The 17,040-nt window shown below is 66.9% G+C and carries 17 protein-coding genes; 15 read left to right on the top strand and 2 right to left on the bottom strand.

Annotated elements, in window-relative coordinates:
- The 9 genes from ribD to RI841_RS05830 form a co-directional block, all read left to right on the top strand.
- On the top strand, positions 1-736 hold a 736-nt coding region (gene ribD / locus RI841_RS05870; protein WP_310704649.1), incomplete at its 5' end, for a bifunctional diaminohydroxyphosphoribosylaminopyrimidine deaminase/5-amino-6-(5-phosphoribosylamino)uracil reductase RibD.
- Between the two features lie 231 nt (positions 737-967).
- Positions 968-2,131: a bifunctional 3,4-dihydroxy-2-butanone-4-phosphate synthase/GTP cyclohydrolase II gene (ribBA, locus tag RI841_RS05865; protein WP_310704648.1), complete on the top strand. Its 1,164-nt coding sequence runs from the start codon at positions 968-970 to the stop codon at positions 2,129-2,131.
- Between the two features lie 84 nt (positions 2,132-2,215).
- Complete coding sequence (ribE, locus tag RI841_RS05860) at positions 2,216-2,716, top strand: 6,7-dimethyl-8-ribityllumazine synthase (protein WP_310704647.1); 501 nt, start codon at positions 2,216-2,218, stop codon at positions 2,714-2,716.
- Complete coding sequence (gene nusB / locus RI841_RS05855; RefSeq protein ID WP_310704646.1) at positions 2,713-3,216, top strand: transcription antitermination factor NusB; 504 nt, start codon at positions 2,713-2,715, stop codon at positions 3,214-3,216. The genes ribE and nusB overlap by 4 nt, the downstream gene beginning before the upstream one ends.
- A 13-nt stretch (positions 3,217-3,229) precedes the next feature.
- The gene (gene thiL, locus RI841_RS05850) at positions 3,230-4,189 is read left to right on the top strand and encodes a thiamine-phosphate kinase (RefSeq protein WP_310704645.1); all 960 of its coding nucleotides are present in this window, start codon (positions 3,230-3,232) and stop codon (positions 4,187-4,189) included.
- Positions 4,186-4,659 (top strand): phosphatidylglycerophosphatase A, encoded by a 474-nt coding sequence (locus RI841_RS05845; RefSeq protein ID WP_310704644.1) that lies wholly within the window; start codon positions 4,186-4,188, stop codon positions 4,657-4,659. Before thiL ends, RI841_RS05845 begins: the two co-directional genes overlap by 4 nt.
- A gap of 78 nt (positions 4,660-4,737) precedes the next feature.
- Positions 4,738-5,985, top strand: a complete 1,248-nt coding sequence (locus RI841_RS05840) for a DUF945 family protein (protein ID WP_310704643.1) — start codon at positions 4,738-4,740, stop codon at positions 5,983-5,985.
- A gap of 78 nt (positions 5,986-6,063) precedes the next feature.
- Entirely contained in the window at positions 6,064-8,496 is a 2,433-nt protein-coding gene (gene lon / locus RI841_RS05835) for an endopeptidase La (RefSeq protein ID WP_310704642.1), read from the top strand.
- 176 nt (positions 8,497-8,672) lie between these two features.
- Positions 8,673-8,918: a hypothetical protein gene (locus RI841_RS05830; RefSeq protein ID WP_310704641.1), complete on the top strand. Its 246-nt coding sequence runs from the start codon at positions 8,673-8,675 to the stop codon at positions 8,916-8,918.
- A gap of 1 nt (position 8,919) precedes the next feature.
- Here the strand turns inward: RI841_RS05830 and RI841_RS05825 are convergent, their stop codons facing one another.
- A complete protein-coding gene (locus RI841_RS05825; RefSeq protein ID WP_310704640.1) occupies positions 8,920-9,351 on the bottom strand; it encodes a type VII toxin-antitoxin system HepT family RNase toxin in 432 nt (143 codons plus the stop codon).
- 240 nt (positions 9,352-9,591) lie between these two features.
- On the opposite strand from RI841_RS05825, the gene ilvD reads away from it, so the two are divergent.
- The gene (gene ilvD, locus RI841_RS05820; RefSeq protein WP_310704639.1) at positions 9,592-11,436 is read left to right on the top strand and encodes a dihydroxy-acid dehydratase; all 1,845 of its coding nucleotides are present in this window, start codon (positions 9,592-9,594) and stop codon (positions 11,434-11,436) included.
- A 238-nt stretch (positions 11,437-11,674) separates the two neighbouring features.
- Here the strand turns inward: ilvD and nudE are convergent, their stop codons facing one another.
- Positions 11,675-12,280: an ADP compounds hydrolase NudE gene (gene nudE / locus RI841_RS05815; RefSeq protein WP_310704637.1), complete on the bottom strand. Its 606-nt coding sequence runs from the start codon at positions 12,278-12,280 to the stop codon at positions 11,675-11,677.
- Between the two features lie 129 nt (positions 12,281-12,409).
- Between nudE and yrfG the strand changes: the two genes are divergently transcribed.
- The 5 genes from yrfG to msrB all read left to right on the top strand — a co-directional run bounded on the left by yrfG (position 12,410) and on the right by msrB (position 16,920).
- Positions 12,410-13,129, top strand: a complete 720-nt coding sequence (yrfG, locus tag RI841_RS05810) for a GMP/IMP nucleotidase (protein ID WP_310704636.1) — start codon at positions 12,410-12,412, stop codon at positions 13,127-13,129.
- Positions 13,122-13,508, top strand: a complete 387-nt coding sequence (gene hslR, locus RI841_RS05805; protein ID WP_310704635.1) for a ribosome-associated heat shock protein Hsp15 — start codon at positions 13,122-13,124, stop codon at positions 13,506-13,508. The genes yrfG and hslR overlap by 8 nt, the downstream gene beginning before the upstream one ends.
- A 44-nt stretch (positions 13,509-13,552) precedes the next feature.
- Entirely contained in the window at positions 13,553-14,425 is an 873-nt protein-coding gene (gene hslO, locus RI841_RS05800) for an Hsp33 family molecular chaperone HslO (protein ID WP_310704634.1), read from the top strand.
- A 270-nt stretch (positions 14,426-14,695) separates the two neighbouring features.
- The gene (locus tag RI841_RS05795) at positions 14,696-16,264 is read left to right on the top strand and encodes a phosphoenolpyruvate carboxykinase (RefSeq protein ID WP_310704633.1); all 1,569 of its coding nucleotides are present in this window, start codon (positions 14,696-14,698) and stop codon (positions 16,262-16,264) included.
- A 155-nt stretch (positions 16,265-16,419) separates the two neighbouring features.
- The gene (msrB, locus tag RI841_RS05790) at positions 16,420-16,920 is read left to right on the top strand and encodes a peptide-methionine (R)-S-oxide reductase MsrB (protein ID WP_310704632.1); all 501 of its coding nucleotides are present in this window, start codon (positions 16,420-16,422) and stop codon (positions 16,918-16,920) included.
- The last annotated feature ends 120 nt before the right edge of the window (positions 16,921-17,040 follow it).

Below are 17,040 nucleotides of genomic sequence, written 5' to 3'. Positions count from 1 at the left end.
CGAGGAGGAGGCCCTGGCGCTGAATCCCGGCTTCGTGATGCGCATGTCCCATGGTCGCCCCTTCGTGCGCCTGAAGATGGCCATGAGTCTCGATGGTCGTACCGCCATGCGCTCCGGCGAGTCCCAGTGGATCACCGGGCCCCAGGCCCGCCGCGAGGTGCAGCGGCTGCGCGCCCGCTCCAGCGCCATCCTCACCGGGGTCGAGTCGATCATCTTCGACAATGCCCGGCTCACCGTGCGCCCCGAACAGCTCGAGCTGCCCGAGGGCGAGGCAATCGCCGCCCGCCAGCCGCTGCGCGTTGTGGTGGACTCCCGGCTGCGCCTGCCGCTGGTCGCGGCTTGCCTGCGCGAACCCGGCCGTACGCTGGTGGCGACCCTGGCGGACCACGAGCCCGAGCGTCGCGAGCGGCTCCAGGCTGCCGGCGCCGAGGTGGTAGTGATGCCGGCGGGACGCGATAGCCGCGTCGACCTCGACGCCCTGCTGGGCCACCTGGCCGAGGCAGAGCAGGCCAATGAGGTATTGCTGGAGACGGGGGCGACGCTGGCCGGCGCCATGCTCGAGGCCAGCCTGATCGACGAGATGCAGCTGTTCGTGGCGCCGACCCTGCTCGGCGGTGAGGCGCGGCCCCTCTTCGAACTGCCGGGCCTGACCCTGATGGCCCAGCAGAAGGGGTTGGAGGTCCTCGATATCCGCGCCGTGGGCCAGGACTGGCGCATCACCGCCCGGCCACGTTAGGCCAGCCTCGAGGTGCGAGGTGCGAGGTGCGAGGTGCAAATGATTAGCAGCTAGCCCTAGGCCCTAGGCCCTAGGCCCTAGGCCCGAAGCCCGAGGCCCGGAGCTCGAGGCCGGGCTGGCGCCCGCCGACGCGCCACGGTACCCTGACGCGGTTTCGAGGTGGCGACGCTCGATGGCGACCCGCTCGTCGTCGGAGGACGACAGCCACCACGCTGAATCAATGGAGACTCCATGGTGCACGCCTCATCCGGGGGCCTGGCCCCCATCGAAGAACTGGTCGAGGATATCCGTCAGGGCAGGATGGTGATCCTGATGGACGACGAGGATCGCGAGAACGAAGGCGACCTCATCATGGCCGCCGAGAAGGTCGAGGCCGAGCACATCAACTTCATGGCGCGCCATGCCAGGGGCTTGATCTGCCTGCCGATGACCCGCGAGCGCTGCGAGCGTCTCCAGCTGCCGCTGATGGTGCGCGACAATGGCTCCGGCTTCGGGACCAAGTTCACCCTCTCCATCGAGGCCGCCGAGGGCGTGACCACGGGCATCTCCGCCGCCGATCGCGCGCGCACCGTGCGTGCTGCGGTTGCCCGAAACGCGGGTGCTTCCGACATCGTCCAGCCTGGCCACATCTTTCCGTTGATGGCCGAGCCCGGCGGGGTGCTGCGTCGCGCCGGCCATACCGAGGCGGCCTGTGACCTCTCCGCCCTGGCCGGTCTCGACCCCAGCGGCGTGATCTGCGAGGTCATGAACGAGGATGGCAGCATGGCCCGCCGGGCGGAACTCGAGCGCTTCGCCGTCGAGCATGGCCTGAAGATGGGCACCATCGCCGACCTGATCCACTACCGCATCCACAACGAGCAGACCGTGCAGCCGGTGGAGTCGACACCGGTTCAGACCGCCTTCGGCGAGCTGAACCTGCACGTCTTCCGCGACAGCATCCAGGGCGCCCACCACCTGGCGCTGGTCAAGGGCCATCCGCACCCCGAGGCGCTGACCACGGTGCGCGTGCATCTGGCCAACGTGATGCGCGACCTGCTCGCCCTGCAGAAGGGCGACAGGCCGAGCTGGACCGCCCAGCAGGCAGTCGCCGAGGTAGCGCGGGCCGAGCATGGGGTCTTCGTGCTGCTTGACGATGGCCGCCCGCACCAGGATCTCCACGACCTGCTCGAGGTGTTCCTGGAGCGCCGGCGGCCGCCGCGCACCAGCGATTCCGACGGCGCCGGCAACTACCTGACCATCGGTACCGGCTCGCAGATCCTGCGTCACCTGGGGGTGGGCAGGATGCGTCTGCTGAGCTCACCCTGGAAGTTCTCGGCCCTCTCCGGCTTCGACCTCGAAGTGGTGGAACGACTCGAGCCGGAGGAGCACGCGCCCGAAGAGCAGAGCGACGGCTAGCGTCGACGCCTTCACACCACGGCATGGCCCCCGGGGCCATGCCTTCCGGACCCTCAAGCAGCGGATCTTTCAGGACACAGAACCATGCAACCGATTTCCCAAGTCGAAGGCAGCTTTGTCGACGTCGATGGCCGCTACGTGATCGTCGTCGGCCGCTTCAATCATCATGTGGTGGACAGCCTGGTAGAGGGCGCGGTGGACAGCCTGGTGCGCCATGGCGTGGATCCGCAGGGCATCGATATTGTCCATGTGCCCGGTGCCTGGGAGCTGCCGCTGGCCATCAAGCGCGTGCTGCAGGTGGCACGCCCCGAGGCGGTGATCGCCCTGGGGGCGGTGATCCGCGGCGGCACCCCGCACTTCGAGTACGTCGCCGGCGGGTGCAATACCGCCATGGGCAACCTTCAGCTGGAGTTCGACACGCCGGTGGCCAATGGCGTGCTGACCGTCGAGTCCATTGAGCAGGCCATCGAGCGTGCCGGCACCAAGGCCGGCAACAAGGGCGCCGAGGCGGCCATGGCGGCGATGGAGATGGTCTCGCTGCTGCGCTGCTTCGGCGACGATACCGACGATGGAGGTGAGGCATGAGCGGCGAGCGCCCCCGGGCCCCGTCGAAGGCCCAGCAGTCCCGCCATGCGGCGCGTGAGCTGGCGGTGCAGGGCCTCTATCAGTGGCAGATGACCGGCAAGTCGATCAGTGCCGTGGAGTCGGAGTTTCGCAGCCAGGTGGCCGACGATGACCTCGAGGATCACGAGAACTGGCACAAGGTCATGGAGATCGCCGACCTGGCGCTCTTCCATGAACTGCTGCATAACGTGGCGGACCAGCGCCGTGAGCTCGATGCCGCCATTGCGCCCCTGCTTGATCGTCGTCTCGAGGACCTCGATGCCATCGAGCTGGCGATCCTTCGCCTGGGCGCCTATGAGCTCTCCCGTCGCCTCGAGGTGCCCTACCGCGCCGTGATCAACGAGGGGGTCGAGCTGGCCAAGTCCTTCGGGGCCACCGACGGGCACAAATACGTCAACGGCATCCTCGACAAGCTTGCCGGGCGGCTGCGATCCGCCGAGGTCACCGCCCGCCGCCGCTGAAGGCCAACCCCTGATGCACAGCGAATTCGACCTCATCACCCGCTTCTTCACCCCCGATCCGCCGGGCGCAGAGGCTGGCGTGACCCTGGGCGTGGGAGATGACTGCACCCTGCTGGCCCCGACCCCAGGGCAGCGGCTGGCGGTCAGCGTGGACACCTCGGTGGCCGGCATCCACTTTCCGGGGGATGCCCCGGCCGTGGCGGTCGGTCACCGGGCGCTGGCGGTCAGCCTGAGTGATCTTGCCGCCATGGGGGCCCGTGCCCGCTGGTGCCTGATGTCGCTGACCCTGCCGGCGGCCGATGACGATGCCTGGCTGGCGGACTTTGCCCGCGGCTTCCATGCGCTCTGCGATGCCACCGGTACAGCCCTGGTGGGGGGCGATGTGACGCGCGGGACGCTTTCCATCGGCGTGACGGTGATGGGAGAGGTGCCCCCCGAGCAGGCGCTGACCCGTAGCGGGGCCCGGCCGGGCGACCTGCTGGCGGTGACCGGTGCACTGGGTGGCGGTGCCGGAGGGCTGGCGCTGTGGCGGCGCGGCGAGCGGGACACCGGTCATCCGCTGCTGCAGCGCTATCTTCATCCGCTCCCGCGCCTGGAGGCGGGCCTGGCCCTGCGCAGCCTGGCCAGCGCCGCCATCGACATCTCCGACGGCCTGCTGGCCGATCTCGGGCATGTTCTCGACGCCTCGGGCATCGGCGCCGAGTTGACGCCCGACGCCTTGCCTCTGGCCGAGGGCCTGGTAGCGGCGCTAGGCGAGGAAGAGGCCCGCCAGGCGGGGCTCCACGGCGGCGACGACTACGAGCTGCTCCTCGGCCTTCCGCCCGAGCACCTTGACGAGGCCCGCGACCGGCTGGCGATCCTGGGCCAGTCCTTGACGGTGATCGGGCGCTTTCGCGATGAGCCGGGCGTGCAGGGCGTGGCGGTCACCGGCGAGCGCGGCTGGCAGCACTTCACGGGAGAGGGTGCCCCATGAATCAGGCTCCCGCCAGTGTCTGGCGGCGCCCCGTTCACTTCCTGGCCTTCGGCCTGGGGAGTGGCAGCGTCCCCTTCGCGCCCGGCACTTTCGGTACCCTGGCCGCCATCCCCTTCTACTGGCTGATATCCGAGCTGCCGCTGGGCTGGTACCTGGGCCTGATGGCGGTGACCTTCTTCTGGGGTATCTGGCTGTGCGACAAGACGTCCCGCGACCTGGGGGTCCATGACCACTCGGGCATCGTCTGGGACGAGTTCGTCGGCTACTGGCTGACCATGACGGCGGTACCTTTCTCCTGGGAGGCCGCCCTCTGGGGGTTCGTGGTCTTTCGCGTCTTCGATGTCTTCAAGCCCTGGCCGATCCGCTGGGCCGATCGGCGGGTCGCCGGTGGCTTCGGCATCATGATCGATGATGTCCTCGCGGCCGCCTATGCATGGAGTACCATGCACCTGTGGTTCTGGCTCCACTGATCCGGCTTCATTGAAAGTTCTCCAACGTCTCGGTGACACAGGGGTGGTCCGGACAAGGTGTGGGTAAGGAACGCCATGATGCGCAAGGAACGACTGATCGTCCCGCTGGTGGTCGCACTGGCGCTGCTCTGGGCTGTCGCCCAGTACTTCTCCAGCGTGCTCTTCGAACGTGAGCTCGCACGCGCCCTCGAGGACCTCGCCGCCCGGGGGGAGCTCGCGGTGAAGCGCAGCGACGTCGAGCGGGGTTGGCTCGAGTCCCGTGGCACCCTCCACCTGACGCCTCGCTTCGGCCAGGCCTGGCACCTCGAGCTCCCCTACGTGGCGCGTCACGGGGTGATCAGCACGCGCATCGACGGCGAATTGAGACCCCATCTCGGGCCCGGCGACCGGCGCCTGTTCGGCGATGCCCTGCCGTCGTCTCCACCTACCTGGCAGGCACGCTACCGTACTCTCGGCGCCTCCCTGGAAGGGGATCTCCAGCTGGCACCCTTCATCGTCAGTCAGGCGGGGCGAGAGCTCGACTTTCGCGGCGGGCGAATCACCTTCGGCGGGGTCTACGGGGACTGGCGGCTGCAGGCCAGGCTCGAACCCTGGCGGCTCAGCGATGGTCCGGCCACCCTGGAAGCGGGACCGACCGTCCTGGAGAGTCGCTATGCCTATACCGAGGACGCCCACCACTTCAACCAACAGGACTTGCTCAAGGTGGAACGTCTGGCCTGGCGTCAGCCCGACCTCGAACTGGATGCCCATGAACTGGTGCTGCATAGCCGGACGGTGCTTGACGAGCGGGAGCTGCGCATCGAGAGCAAGCTGACCCTGGATCGGCTGGTGACGGCGGAGCAGGTGCTGCTCACCGGTCGCCTTGCCCTGGAGCTGTCGCGGATCAACGCCGACGCCCTGCGCAGCGTACTGGCCGTGCTGCGCGACGAGGCCGCTCGGGGCGATGCCGCTCAGGACGGCCTCGACCTGCTTGCGCGCCTGGAGCCGAAGCTGGTGGCCATGCTTCAGGATTCGCCCCGGTTGGATATCCATGCCATGGTTCTCGACAGCCCCATGTTGGGGCTGGATGCCCATGGCGACGGGGCGCTGTTCTTCGACGCTCGCCAGCTCTCGGAATTGAGTCTGGTCGCGCTGGGCGATCCGCGCGAGCAGGAGCACTGGCGGGCGCGGCTCTATGGTGACCTCACCTGGCACCAGGTGCCCAAGGTCGTGGCGCTCTGGCTCGGCCTGCCGCTGGATACCCAGGACCTGGAGATCGACGTGGTGCGTGGCCGGGTACGGATCAACGGTCGCCCGCTGCCGCCGGTCCTCGAGCGGTTGCAGTGACTTGAAGTCGGGCGCCGGTGCCCGCATTCCTCAAGGCAGCACCGGGAATCCATCCCGACGATCCAGCATGAGGAACGCATGAGCGACGATCACGAAGCGCAGGATGGCCTGGACTGGATCCAGGACAACGCCGACGACTCCCTGCACGATGAGGTGCCGGGGGAGAGCAGCCACCACGCGGTGGTGCCGGCCAGTGACTCTCTGCCCGAGCGCATCTACCTGCTGCCGATTCACAACCGGCCCTTCTTTCCCGCCCAGGTCCAGCCGTTGGTGATCAACCGCGAGCGCTGGGAGGAGACCATCCGCCGTGTCGGCAATACGCCGCACCACAGCGTGGGCCTGGCCTTCGTTGGCGAGACCGGTATCGAGGAGCTCGGCGACGAGGACTTTCCCGAGATCGGCACCGCCGTGAAGGTGCACAAGCTGCAGGGCGAGGAGGAGCAGATCCAGTTCATCGCCCAGGGCATGCGCCGCTTCCGCATCCAGCGCTGGCTCTCCCGCCAGCCGCCCTACCTGGTGGAGGTGAGCTACCCCCGCGAGCCGGTGGATGCCGAGGCGGACGAGACCCGTGCCTATGCCATGGCGCTGATCAACGGCATCAAGGAGCTGCTGCCCATCAACCCGCTCTATGGCGAGGAGCTGAAGCACTACCTGAACCGTTTCAGCCCCCACGAGCCGGGTCCACTGACCGACTTTGCGGCGGCCATCACCTCGGCCAAGGGACCCGAGCTGCAGGACGTGCTGGAGACCCTGTCGGTGATGGAACGCATGCAGAAGGTCCTGCCGCTGCTGCGCAAGGAGATCGAGGTCGCCCAGCTGCAGAGCGAGATCAGCGATCAGGTCAATGCCCAGATGCAGGAGCGCCAGCGGGAGTTCTTCCTGCGCGAGCAGCTCAAGGTGATCCAGCGCGAGCTGGGCATCTCCAAGGATGACCGCGAGAACGATGTCGATACCTTCCGCGGCCGCCTGGAGGGACGCGTGGTGCCCGAACGGGTGATGGAGCGCATCGACGACGAGCTCGACAAGCTGTCGGTGCTGGAGACCGGCTCGCCGGAGTACGGCACCACGCGCAACTACCTCGACTGGCTCACCGCCATGCCCTGGGGCGTGCACAGCCAGGACCAGCTCGACCTGGCGCATGCCCGGTGGGTGCTCGACCGCGACCATGACGGTCTCAAGGACGTCAAGGAGCGCATCGTCGAGTTCCTTGCCGAAGGCACCTTCAAGGGTGACGTGGGCGGCTCCATCCTGCTGCTGGTCGGCCCCCCCGGGGTCGGCAAGACCTCGGTGGGGCGCTCCATCGCCGAGGCGCTGGGCCGCGAGTTCTATCGTTTCTCGGTGGGCGGCATGCGCGACGAGGCCGAGATCAAGGGGCACCGCCGCACCTACATCGGCGCCATGCCCGGCAAGCTCGTGCAGGCCATCAAGGAGGTCGAGGTCGAGAACCCGGTGATCATGCTCGACGAGATCGACAAGATGGGGCAGTCCTTCCAGGGGGACCCGGCCTCGGCGCTGCTCGAGGTGCTCGACCCGGAACAGAACGTCGACTTCCTCGACCACTACCTCGACGTGCGCCTGGACCTCTCCAAGGTGCTGTTCGTCTGCACCGCCAACACCCTGGACTCGATTCCGGCGGCGTTGCTGGACCGCATGGAGCAGATCCGTCTCTCCGGCTATATCGCCGAGGAGAAGGTCGCCATTGCCAAGCACCACCTGTGGCCCAAGCTGCTCAAGCGCGACCGCATGCCCAAGAAGCGCATCAACCTCACCGAGGCGGCACTGCGTCAGGTGATTGAGGGGTATGCCCGCGAGGCGGGGGTGCGCCAGCTCGAGAAGCAGCTGCACCGCATCGTGCGCAAGGCGGCCGTCAAGCTGCTGGAGAACGACCAGCAGTCGGTGCGGGTCTCGGTGAACAATCTCGAGGACTATCTGGGACCACCGATCTTCCGCAAGGAGCAGGTGATGGAGGGCGAGGGCGTGGTGACCGGCCTGGCCTGGACCGCCATGGGCGGTGCCACGCTCTCCGTCGAGGCCGGCAAGGTGCACGCCCTGGACCGAGGCTTCAAGCTCACCGGTCAGCTCGGCGACGTCATGAAGGAGTCGGCCAATATCGCCTACAGCTTCGTGCTCGGTCATCTTGGCGAGTACGGGGCCGATGCGGACTTCTTCGATTCGGCTTTCGTTCATCTGCATGTGCCGGAAGGGGCCACGCCCAAGGATGGCCCTTCCGCCGGGGTCACCATGGCCACGGCCCTGCTGTCGCTGGCCCGGCACCGGGCCATCGACCGGCCGCTGGCGATGACCGGCGAGCTGACCCTGACCGGCCAGGTGCTGCCGGTGGGCGGCATCCGCGAGAAGGTGATCGCCGCCCGGCGCAGCGACCTCTTCGAGCTGATTCTGCCCGAGGCCAACCGGCGCGACTACGACGAGCTGCCCGACTACCTCAAGGAGGGCATGACGGTGCATTTTGCCGGCCGCTACCGTGACGTGGCCAAGGTGGTGTTCGGCTGACCGGTGGCGTGCACCACCCAGGGGTCAGACCCCGGCAGAGGGTATTACCGCTGGAATGGTGCAACTTGATAGGCTTTGCTGGCTTGGCCGGGGTCTGACCCCAAGGGAATCTGCCAGCGGCAAGACAACCCCGGGTCGGTGCCGAACCGACTCCGGGGTTATTCATGGGACATCCCATGAAACGACCGGCAGCCCTGATCCTGACCCTGGTAGCGGTGAGTACCGCCTCCGCCGCCGAGCGCTCGCTGACCATCTATACCTACGACTCCTTCGTCTCGGAGTGGGGGCCGGGTCCCGGCATCGAGGCCGCCTTCGAACAACGCTGCGGTGACTGTGACCTACGCTTCGTGGCCCTCGATGGCGGCGTCGACATCCTCCAGCGCCTGCGCCTGGAGGGCGGCCGGCTGCTGCCTGTCGCCTGAGTTACCGGCCTTGCTCCAGTGCCACCAGCGCCTGGCGGCCGAAGTCGAGCATCGTACGGTAGTAACCCTCGGCAATAACGCTTTTGACGATCTCCGGGTCTACATCGAGATAGTCGTAAACCAGCACGTTGCGCAGGCCAATGATCTTGCGCCAGGGAGTATTGCCTTCGATCTTGCCGGCATCCCGAAGCCGCTCGAAGCCGGTCACCGCATCCCGGCAGACCTGCCCGGTCTCCTGGCGAGTCCAATGCTTGGCCAGGCCGATACAGGCCTCGATCAGAATCTGCAGGGTACGTTCGGCCCCGTGCCGCTCTATCCGGCTCCAGGCGCGCTGTCGCAGGATGTCGGCGAGGCTGGCAATGTCCTGTTCGCACTCGTCGAGATGCTGGCGCTGGGCATTCAAATAGGCGCTTTGGGGGGAACTGTCAGGCATGAGTACCCTCCGGGTGCAGGAAGTCGATCTCCCGGCGTGACAGGATTCGCGATTCCTGGCGCATGCGAATCTGCGGGTGGCGATCGACCAGCAGACGGCCCTGATCGAGGGGTGTGCAAGCCGTTGCATGCGGCCACTCGTCCGGGTCACTGGTCTGGCGGGCGAGCGCATGCCAGAATCACGGGCCAACTGGACACTCGAGCCGCCGGCACAAGGCGGCCAGCAAAAGAAGAGGACACCATGCCCGAGTATCGTTCCCGCACTACCACAGCCGGTCGCAACATGGCCGGTGCCCGCGCCCTTTGGCGCGCCACCGGCATGCAGGATGACGACTTCCACAAGCCGATCATCGCGGTGGCCAACTCCTTCACCCAGTTCGTGCCGGGCCACGTGCATCTGAAGGACATGGGCCAGCTGGTGGCGCGCGAGATCGAGAAGGCCGGCGGCGTGGCCAAGGAGTTCAATACCATCGCCGTGGACGATGGCATCGCCATGGGCCATGACGGCATGCTCTACTCGCTGCCGAGCCGCGACCTGATCGCCGACAGTGTCGAGTACATGGTCAATGCCCACTGCGCCGATGCGCTGGTGTGCATCTCCAACTGTGACAAGATCACTCCGGGAATGCTCAATGCGGCCATGCGCCTGAACATCCCGGTGATCTTCGTCTCCGGCGGTCCCATGGAGGCCGGCAAGACCAAGCTCCTGGACCACGGCATCGACTTGATTGATGCGATGATCTCCGCCGCCGACGACACCTACAGCGATGCGGAGATCGAGGAGATCGAGCGCAGCGCCTGCCCGACCTGCGGCAGCTGTTCGGGCATGTTCACCGCCAACTCCATGAACTGCCTGATGGAGGCCCTGGGCCTGGCGCTGCCGGGCAACGGCACCGTACTGGCCACCCATGCGGACCGCCGTCGACTGTTCGAGGAGGCGGGTCACCGCATCGTCGAACTGGCCAAGCGCGTCTACGAGGGCAACGAGGCGCACCTGCTGCCGCGAGCCATCGGCTCCAGGGCGGCGTTCAAGAACGCCATGACCCTGGACATCGCCATGGGCGGCTCCACCAACACCATCCTGCACCTGCTGGCCGCCGCCCAGGAGGGTGAGGTGGACTTCACCATGGCCGACATCGATCGGCTGTCCCGGGAGGTGCCGCAGCTGTGCAAGCTGGCGCCCAATACCCAGCAGTATCATATCGAGGACTGCCACCGCGCCGGCGGCATCATGGCCATCCTCGGCGAACTGGACCGCGCTGGGGTGCTGGATACCCGGGTGCCCACCATCTACGGCGATAGCCTGGCTGCGGCCCTCGAGCAGTGGGACATCATGCGCTCGCCGAGCCCCGAGGTGGTGGAGTTCTACAAGGCCGGCCCCGGCGGCATCCCCACCCAGGAGGCCTTCTCCCAGGCCGCTCGTTGGCCCAGCCTCGACGGCGACCGTGCCGGCGGCTGCATCCGCGACCTCGCGCACGCCTTCTCGACAGAGGGTGGCCTGGCCGTGCTCTTCGGCAACATCGCTGCGGATGGCTGCGTGGTGAAGACGGCCGGTGTCGATGACGCGATCCTGGTCTTCGAGGGCCCGGCCCATGTGGTGGAGTCCCAGGACCAGGCGGTGGAGCATATCCTCGGTGGCCAGGTGAAGGAGGGCGAGGTCGTCATCATCCGCTACGAGGGTCCCAAGGGCGGCCCGGGCATGCAGGAGATGCTCTACCCGACCAGCTACCTCAAGTCCAAGGGGCTGGGCAAGGCCTGTGCGCTGCTCACCGATGGCCGCTTCTCCGGCGGCACCTCGGGGCTCTCCATCGGCCACGCCTCGCCGGAAGCGGCGGCCGGGGGTGCCATCGGCCTGGTGGAGAGCGGCGACCTCATCTGCATCGATATCCCCAACCGCCGCATCGATGTCAAGCTCCCCGACGAGGAGCTCGACCGCCGTCGGGAGGCGGAGGAGGCGAAGGGGGCGCAGGCCTGGAAGCCGAGCATCACGCGCGACCGCAGGGTCTCCGCGGCGCTAAAGGCCTATGCGCTGCTGGCGACCTCCGCCGACAAGGGCGCCGTGCGCGACCTGACCCGGCTCGATTAGCCGGAGCTCCGGCCGAATGCCAGACGACGAGCCCGGTCCTGGGCCTCGGTCAGACCCTTTGGAAGATGTAGGCCCGGCAAGCGACCACGCGCCGGGTCAATTCAGCTCCCCGCCCGATGCGCCTCCGGCTTATCGGGCCTACAGAAGGGCATGGGCCGTAGGCCCGGTAAGCGACAGCGCACCGGGCGATTCCGACTCACGGGCGAAGGTTGTGAAAGGGGCTCTCGATGGGCGGGGCTCACCATAGCCTGGCATCCACGGGCTCCTCGCTGCGCAACTTGTCTCGGGCAATGAACAGCGCCGCGATGGCGCGCGCCTCGTGGAAGTCCTCCCGTGCCAGCAGCCCCGAGAGTTCGTCGATGGCGTGGGTCTCGACGATCAGCGGTTCCGGCTCGTCACCCGGCAGGCGCTTCGGATAGAGGTCGGTGGCCAGCAACACCTGCATGCGATGGCCCATGTAGTTCGGCGCCAGTGAGAGCTCCACCAGGGGGTCGATGCGGTGGGCGCCGAAGCCGCACTCCTCCATCAGCTCGCGATTGGCCGCGGTGACGATATCCTCCCCCGGGTCCACCAGCCCCTTGGGCAGGGTCAGCACGTAGTCCTCGAAGCCGGCGGCATACTCGCGAATGAGCAGCACGTGTTCCGGGTCGGGCATGGCCACGATCATCACCGCGCCGATGCCCCGGCCGGTGCCGGTGAGCCGCTCGAAGGTGCGCTCGGCGCCGTTGGAGAAACGCAGCTCCAACTCCTCGACGTGGAAGAGGCGACTTCGCGCCACGCTGCGCCGGTCGAGGATCTGCGGCTTGACGGGCCAGGGCCGGGAGGCGTTGTGCTGGTCGGACATGGGCGGAATTCCGTATGGCAAGCGATGGGGGCGGGCGCTGTGCGCCCTGGATGGCGATTCGATACAATACTATTTCCCTACGGCCCAATACCACGTCTCGACGGCCCTCGACCCACCTCTGGAGTTGCGATGATCGACTGGCGCGCCATCGACACCGTCCTGCTGGACATGGACGGCACCCTGCTGGACCTGCATTTCGATAGCCACTTCTGGCTTGAGCACCTGCCGCGACGCTATGTGGAGCTGCATCGCCTCGACGAGGCAACCCAGGAGGAGGTGCGCACCCGGATCATCCGCGAGCAGGGCACCCTCAACTGGTACAGTCTGGCCTACTGGAGTCGTGAGCTCGGTGTCGACGTGGTGGCACTCAAGCGGGAGGTGCAGCACCTGATCGGCCTGCGTAGCGATGCCCTGGACTTCCTCCGCTGGCTCAAGGCGGCTCACCCCCGGGTGGTGCTGGCCACCAATGCCGATCGGCCGAGCCTGGAACTCAAGCTGTCGCTCACCGGCCTGGAGGAGTACCTGGATGCCATCGTCTCTTCGGCAGACGTTGGTGTCCCCAAGGAAGAACAGGCGTTCTGGTTCGCCCTGCAGGAGGTCGAGCCCTTCGACCCGCAGCGTACCCTGTTCATCGACGACAATCCCGCGGTGCTGGAGAGTGCCCGGGAATTCGGCATCCGCCACCTGCTGGGCATCAAGCAGCCCAACAGCCGCCGACCGGAGAAGGAACTCGAGGAGTTCATCGCCCTGGATCGCTTCGCCAGTATCCTGCCCGGTAACCTGCCACCCGCGGCGGCGGGCGAAGCGCCTGCAGTTGGGGAAGAGAAGGAGAAGGGTGCCCATGGATAGCGTGCGACTCGACAAGTGGCTGTGGGCGGCGCGCTTCTTCAAGACCCGCGCCCTGGCCAAGAAGGCCATCGAGGGCGGCAAGGTCCACTACGAGGGCGGGAGGGCCAAGACCAGCAAGAACGTCGAGGTCGGTGCCCTTATCCGTGTACCCCAGGGCTGGGATATCCTGGAGGTGGAGGTGCTGGCGCTCTCCGATCAGCGCCGCGGCGCCCCCGAGGCGCGTGCGCTCTATCGCGAGACAGAGGAGAGCGTCGCGCGCCGCGAACGCGAGGCCGAGGCCCGGCGTCTCACCAACCAGGCCATGCAGCACCCGCTCAAGCGCCCCGACAAGAAGCAGCGGCGGGATATTCGACGCTTCAAGGAGGGCGGCCAGGAGTAGGCCTCCCGCCTCACCATTCACCCCTCACCACTCACAGGTCCCCTATGACCGACCAGATCCAGCGCTTTCTCTTCGAGCGCACCAACGTGCGTGGCGAGATCGTCACCCTTGAGCGCGCCTTCGGCGAGGTGCTCGATCGCCACGACTACCCTCCCGCGGTGAACCACCTGCTCGGCGAGCTGCTCGCTGCGGTGGCGCTGCTCACCGACACCGTCAAGCTCGATGGCACCCTGAGCCTCGAGGTGCGTGGCCAGGGGGCGCTCGCCCTGCTGATGGCCGAGTCCAACCCCGGTGGCGAGCTGCGTGCTATTGCCCGCCTGGCCGAGGACGCGGCGATCCCCAGCGAGAATGCCGCTTTCCGCGAATTGGTGGGGGAGGGGCAGATCATGATCACCCTGGACCCCACCGATGGCCACCGCTATCAGGGCATCGTGGCCCTCGAACAAGATAGCCTGGCCGGCTGCCTCGCCGCCTACTTCGACCAGTCCGAGCAGCTGCCGACGCGACTGTGGCTGGCCGCCGACGGCCAGCGTGCCGGTGGCCTGCTGCTGCAGCGTCTACCTGACGAGTCCCGCAACCTGGACGCTGATGCCTGGGAGCGCACCGTGCACCTGGCTGACACCGTCAAGGACGCTGAGTTGCTCGGCCTTGAGCCGCTCGAGGTGCTGCGTCGGCTCTACCATGAGGAGACGGTGCGGGTCTTCGACCCCAAGGCCCTGCGCTTCAGCTGCACCTGCTCGCGCGAGCGTATGGCTTCCGGGCTGATGACCCTGGGCGAGCAGGAGTTGCGCGAGGTACTGGTCGAGCAAGGCGGCATCGAGACCCAGTGCCATTTCTGTCACGCCCGCTACCACTTCACGGTGCCCGAGGTCGAGGCGATGCTCGCTTCCGAGGAGACGCCGCCGACCCTGCATTGAGCGCCCATGGCCCGGGGGCAGCATGGCAGCATGTGTTTTCAGATGAGCTGCGCTGAACGGTGCCGATGTAGTAGTAAAACTACAAGAACTTCGCCCAAGAACGCCGTTTCCCGGCGGCCGGGTTTTTGCCATAATAGCGCCGTTTTTCCGGTCCGATCGCCCTGCCACAAGACGGGAATGACCCGCACAGGGCGACCATGGCATGACCCACGTTGCGTCACCGACGCCCGGCACACGAGAGAGAAGCGGCCGCAAGGCCCAGGAAATGACATGACCACGACTCAAGCCGCCCCCCAGCAAGCCACCATTTCCCACGTCAACCTCTGCAGCGCCCAGCTGATCGAGCGGGCAGTGGCCAACGGGGAAGGGCGCCTGGCCGCCAACGGCGCTCTGGTGGTGAATACCGGCGTGCGCACCGGCCGTTCGCCCAAGGATCGTTTCATCGTCGACGAGCCTAGCACCAGCGGTCAGATCGACTGGGGTAGCGTCAACCGCCCGTTCGACGCCGAGAAATTCGATGCCCTCTGGGCCCGCGTCGAGGCGTACCTGGCCGGCGGCGAGCACTATGTGTCCGAGCTCCACGTGGGGAGTGACCCGGTCCACTACCTGCCGATCCGTGTCACCACAGAAACCGCCTGGCATGGCCTCTTCGGCCGCACCATGTTCGTTCGCCCGGAGGCCTACAACCCGTCCGTCAAGGACGAGTGGACCATTCTCAACGCCCCCTTCTTCGAGTGTGATCCGGCACGCGACGGCACCAACTCCGACGGCTGCGTGATCCTCAACTTCGCCCAGAAGAAGGTGTTGATCGCCGGCATGCGCTATGCCGGCGAGATGAAGAAGGCGATGTTCTCGGTGCAGAACTTCCTGCTGCCGGGTGCTGACGTGCTGCCCATGCACTGCTCCGCCAACGTCGGCGAGGATGGCGAGACCACGCTGTTCTTCGGCCTCTCCGGCACCGGCAAGACAACCCTCTCCGCCGACCCGGCCCGCTACCTGATCGGTGACGACGAGCATGGCTGGGGGCCGGGCACCGTCTTCAACATCGAGGGCGGCTGCTATGCCAAGTGCATCGACCTCTCCGAGAAGAACGAGCCGATCATCTGGCAGGCCATCAAGTTCGGTACCGTGCTGGAGAACGTGGTCCTTGACGATCGCCGGGAGCCGGACTATGCCGACGACAGCCTGACCCAGAACTCCCGCGCCGCCTACCCCCTGGAGCACGTCGAGAAGCGCGTGCCCGAGAACCGCGCCGGCGAGCCCAATGCCATCGTCTTTTTGACCTGCGACATGTCCGGCGTGCTGCCACCGGTCTCGGTGCTCTCCAAGGAGGCCGCGGCCTATCACTTCCTCTCCGGCTACACCGCCAAGGTGGGCTCCACCGAGATGGGCTCCTCCGCAGGCCTCGAGGCGACGTTCTCCACCTGCTTCGGCGCTCCCTTCTTCCCGCGCCCGGCGCGTGAGTATGCCGACCTGCTGATCAAGCGTGTGGCCGAGAAGGACGCCCAGGTCTACCTGGTCAACACCGGCTGGACCGGTGGCGCCTACGGGGAAGGCGGCTCGCGCTTCTCCATCCCCACCACCCGCGCCATCATCAGCGCCATCCAGTCCGGTGTGCTGCGCGATGTCGAGACCCGTCAGGTCGATGGCCTGAACCTGGCCGTGCCCACGGCTGTGCCGGGCGTCGACTCCGGCCTGCTCGACCCGCGCGAGACCTGGGAGGACAAGACTGCCTACGACCGCAAGCGCCAGGAGCTGGCCGCCAAGTTCGTCGACAATTTCAAGAAGTTCGAGGGCGTCAACGAGGCGATCGTCAAGGCGGGGCCCAGCCTGACCTGAGGCAAGCAGCGGAGGAGAGAGCCAAGGCGAACCGTCGGTGGCATCGGCGGTCTGAGCGGGGGAAGGACTTAGGTCCTTCCCCCGTCTCGTTGTGCATCCGAATCGATTCGCGGGCCGTATATCAGGGTGAAGCAAACCATTAACGGGGAGGCGTTATGCAACGACGGCATTTTCTTGGCGTATTGGGGGCCGGCGGTCTCGCCGGCCTGCTGCCGGGGCTGGCCGCGGCCCGGCCAAAGCCTGACCTGACGCGTGCCGAGGGGCTCGAGGTGCTTGAGCTCTCCGAGGCTGAATGGCGAGAACGCCTGAGCGAGGAGCAGTTCGAGGTGTTGCGCGAGGAGGGGACCGAGCCGGCCTTCTCGAGCCCCCTGGACAAGGAGACGCGCGAGGGCGAGTACCGCTGTGCCGGCTGCGACCTGCTGCTTTTCACCAGTGCCATGAAGTACGACTCTGGAACCGGCTGGCCGAGCTTCTTCGCGCATGTCGAGGGGCACCTGTTGACCAGCATCGATTTCTGGATGGTCATTCCGCGTACCGAATACCACTGCGCGCGCTGCGGCGGCCACCAGGGCCACGTCTTCGACGACGGTCCCGAGCCTACCGGCCTGCGCTGGTGCAACAACGGTCTGGCGCTGACCTTCAGCCCGACGGGCTGACGTTCAGGAGCTGTAAGCTTTAAGCTATAAGTAAACCCTTGCCATTGGCCAGGTCAGTGTCTGCATCTTGGCTTACGGCTTACGGCTTACGGCTTACGGCTTACGGCTTACGGCTTACGG

It is taken from the genome of Halomonas sp., from assembly GCF_031581305.1.
GTDB lineage: Bacteria > Pseudomonadota > Gammaproteobacteria > Pseudomonadales > Halomonadaceae > Halomonas.
The sequence above is the reverse complement of the archived record's forward strand: the minus strand, read 5'-3'. Positions and strand labels throughout refer to the sequence as shown.

Bases quoted from the DNA above. Each gene is read 5' to 3' on its own strand.
- ribBA (WP_310704648.1), top strand. From the start codon at position 968: ATGGTGCACGCCTCATCCGGGGGCCTGGCCCCCATCGAAGAACTGGTC.
- ribE (WP_310704647.1), top strand. From the start codon at position 2,216: ATGCAACCGATTTCCCAAGTCGAAGGCAGCTTTGTCGACGTCGATGGC.
- nusB (WP_310704646.1), top strand. From the start codon at position 2,713: ATGAGCGGCGAGCGCCCCCGGGCCCCGTCGAAGGCCCAGCAGTCCCGC.
- thiL (WP_310704645.1), top strand. From the start codon at position 3,230: ATGCACAGCGAATTCGACCTCATCACCCGCTTCTTCACCCCCGATCCG.
- RI841_RS05845 (WP_310704644.1), top strand. From the start codon at position 4,186: ATGAATCAGGCTCCCGCCAGTGTCTGGCGGCGCCCCGTTCACTTCCTG.
- RI841_RS05840 (WP_310704643.1), top strand. From the start codon at position 4,738: ATGCGCAAGGAACGACTGATCGTCCCGCTGGTGGTCGCACTGGCGCTG.
- lon (WP_310704642.1), top strand. From the start codon at position 6,064: ATGAGCGACGATCACGAAGCGCAGGATGGCCTGGACTGGATCCAGGAC.
- RI841_RS05830 (WP_310704641.1), top strand. From the start codon at position 8,673: ATGAAACGACCGGCAGCCCTGATCCTGACCCTGGTAGCGGTGAGTACC.
- RI841_RS05825 (WP_310704640.1), bottom strand. From the start codon at position 9,351: ATGCCTGACAGTTCCCCCCAAAGCGCCTATTTGAATGCCCAGCGCCAG.
- ilvD (WP_310704639.1), top strand. From the start codon at position 9,592: ATGCCCGAGTATCGTTCCCGCACTACCACAGCCGGTCGCAACATGGCC.
- nudE (WP_310704637.1), bottom strand. From the start codon at position 12,280: ATGTCCGACCAGCACAACGCCTCCCGGCCCTGGCCCGTCAAGCCGCAG.
- yrfG (WP_310704636.1), top strand. From the start codon at position 12,410: ATGATCGACTGGCGCGCCATCGACACCGTCCTGCTGGACATGGACGGC.
- hslR (WP_310704635.1), top strand. From the start codon at position 13,122: ATGGATAGCGTGCGACTCGACAAGTGGCTGTGGGCGGCGCGCTTCTTC.
- hslO (WP_310704634.1), top strand. From the start codon at position 13,553: ATGACCGACCAGATCCAGCGCTTTCTCTTCGAGCGCACCAACGTGCGT.
- RI841_RS05795 (WP_310704633.1), top strand. From the start codon at position 14,696: ATGACCACGACTCAAGCCGCCCCCCAGCAAGCCACCATTTCCCACGTC.
- msrB (WP_310704632.1), top strand. From the start codon at position 16,420: ATGCAACGACGGCATTTTCTTGGCGTATTGGGGGCCGGCGGTCTCGCC.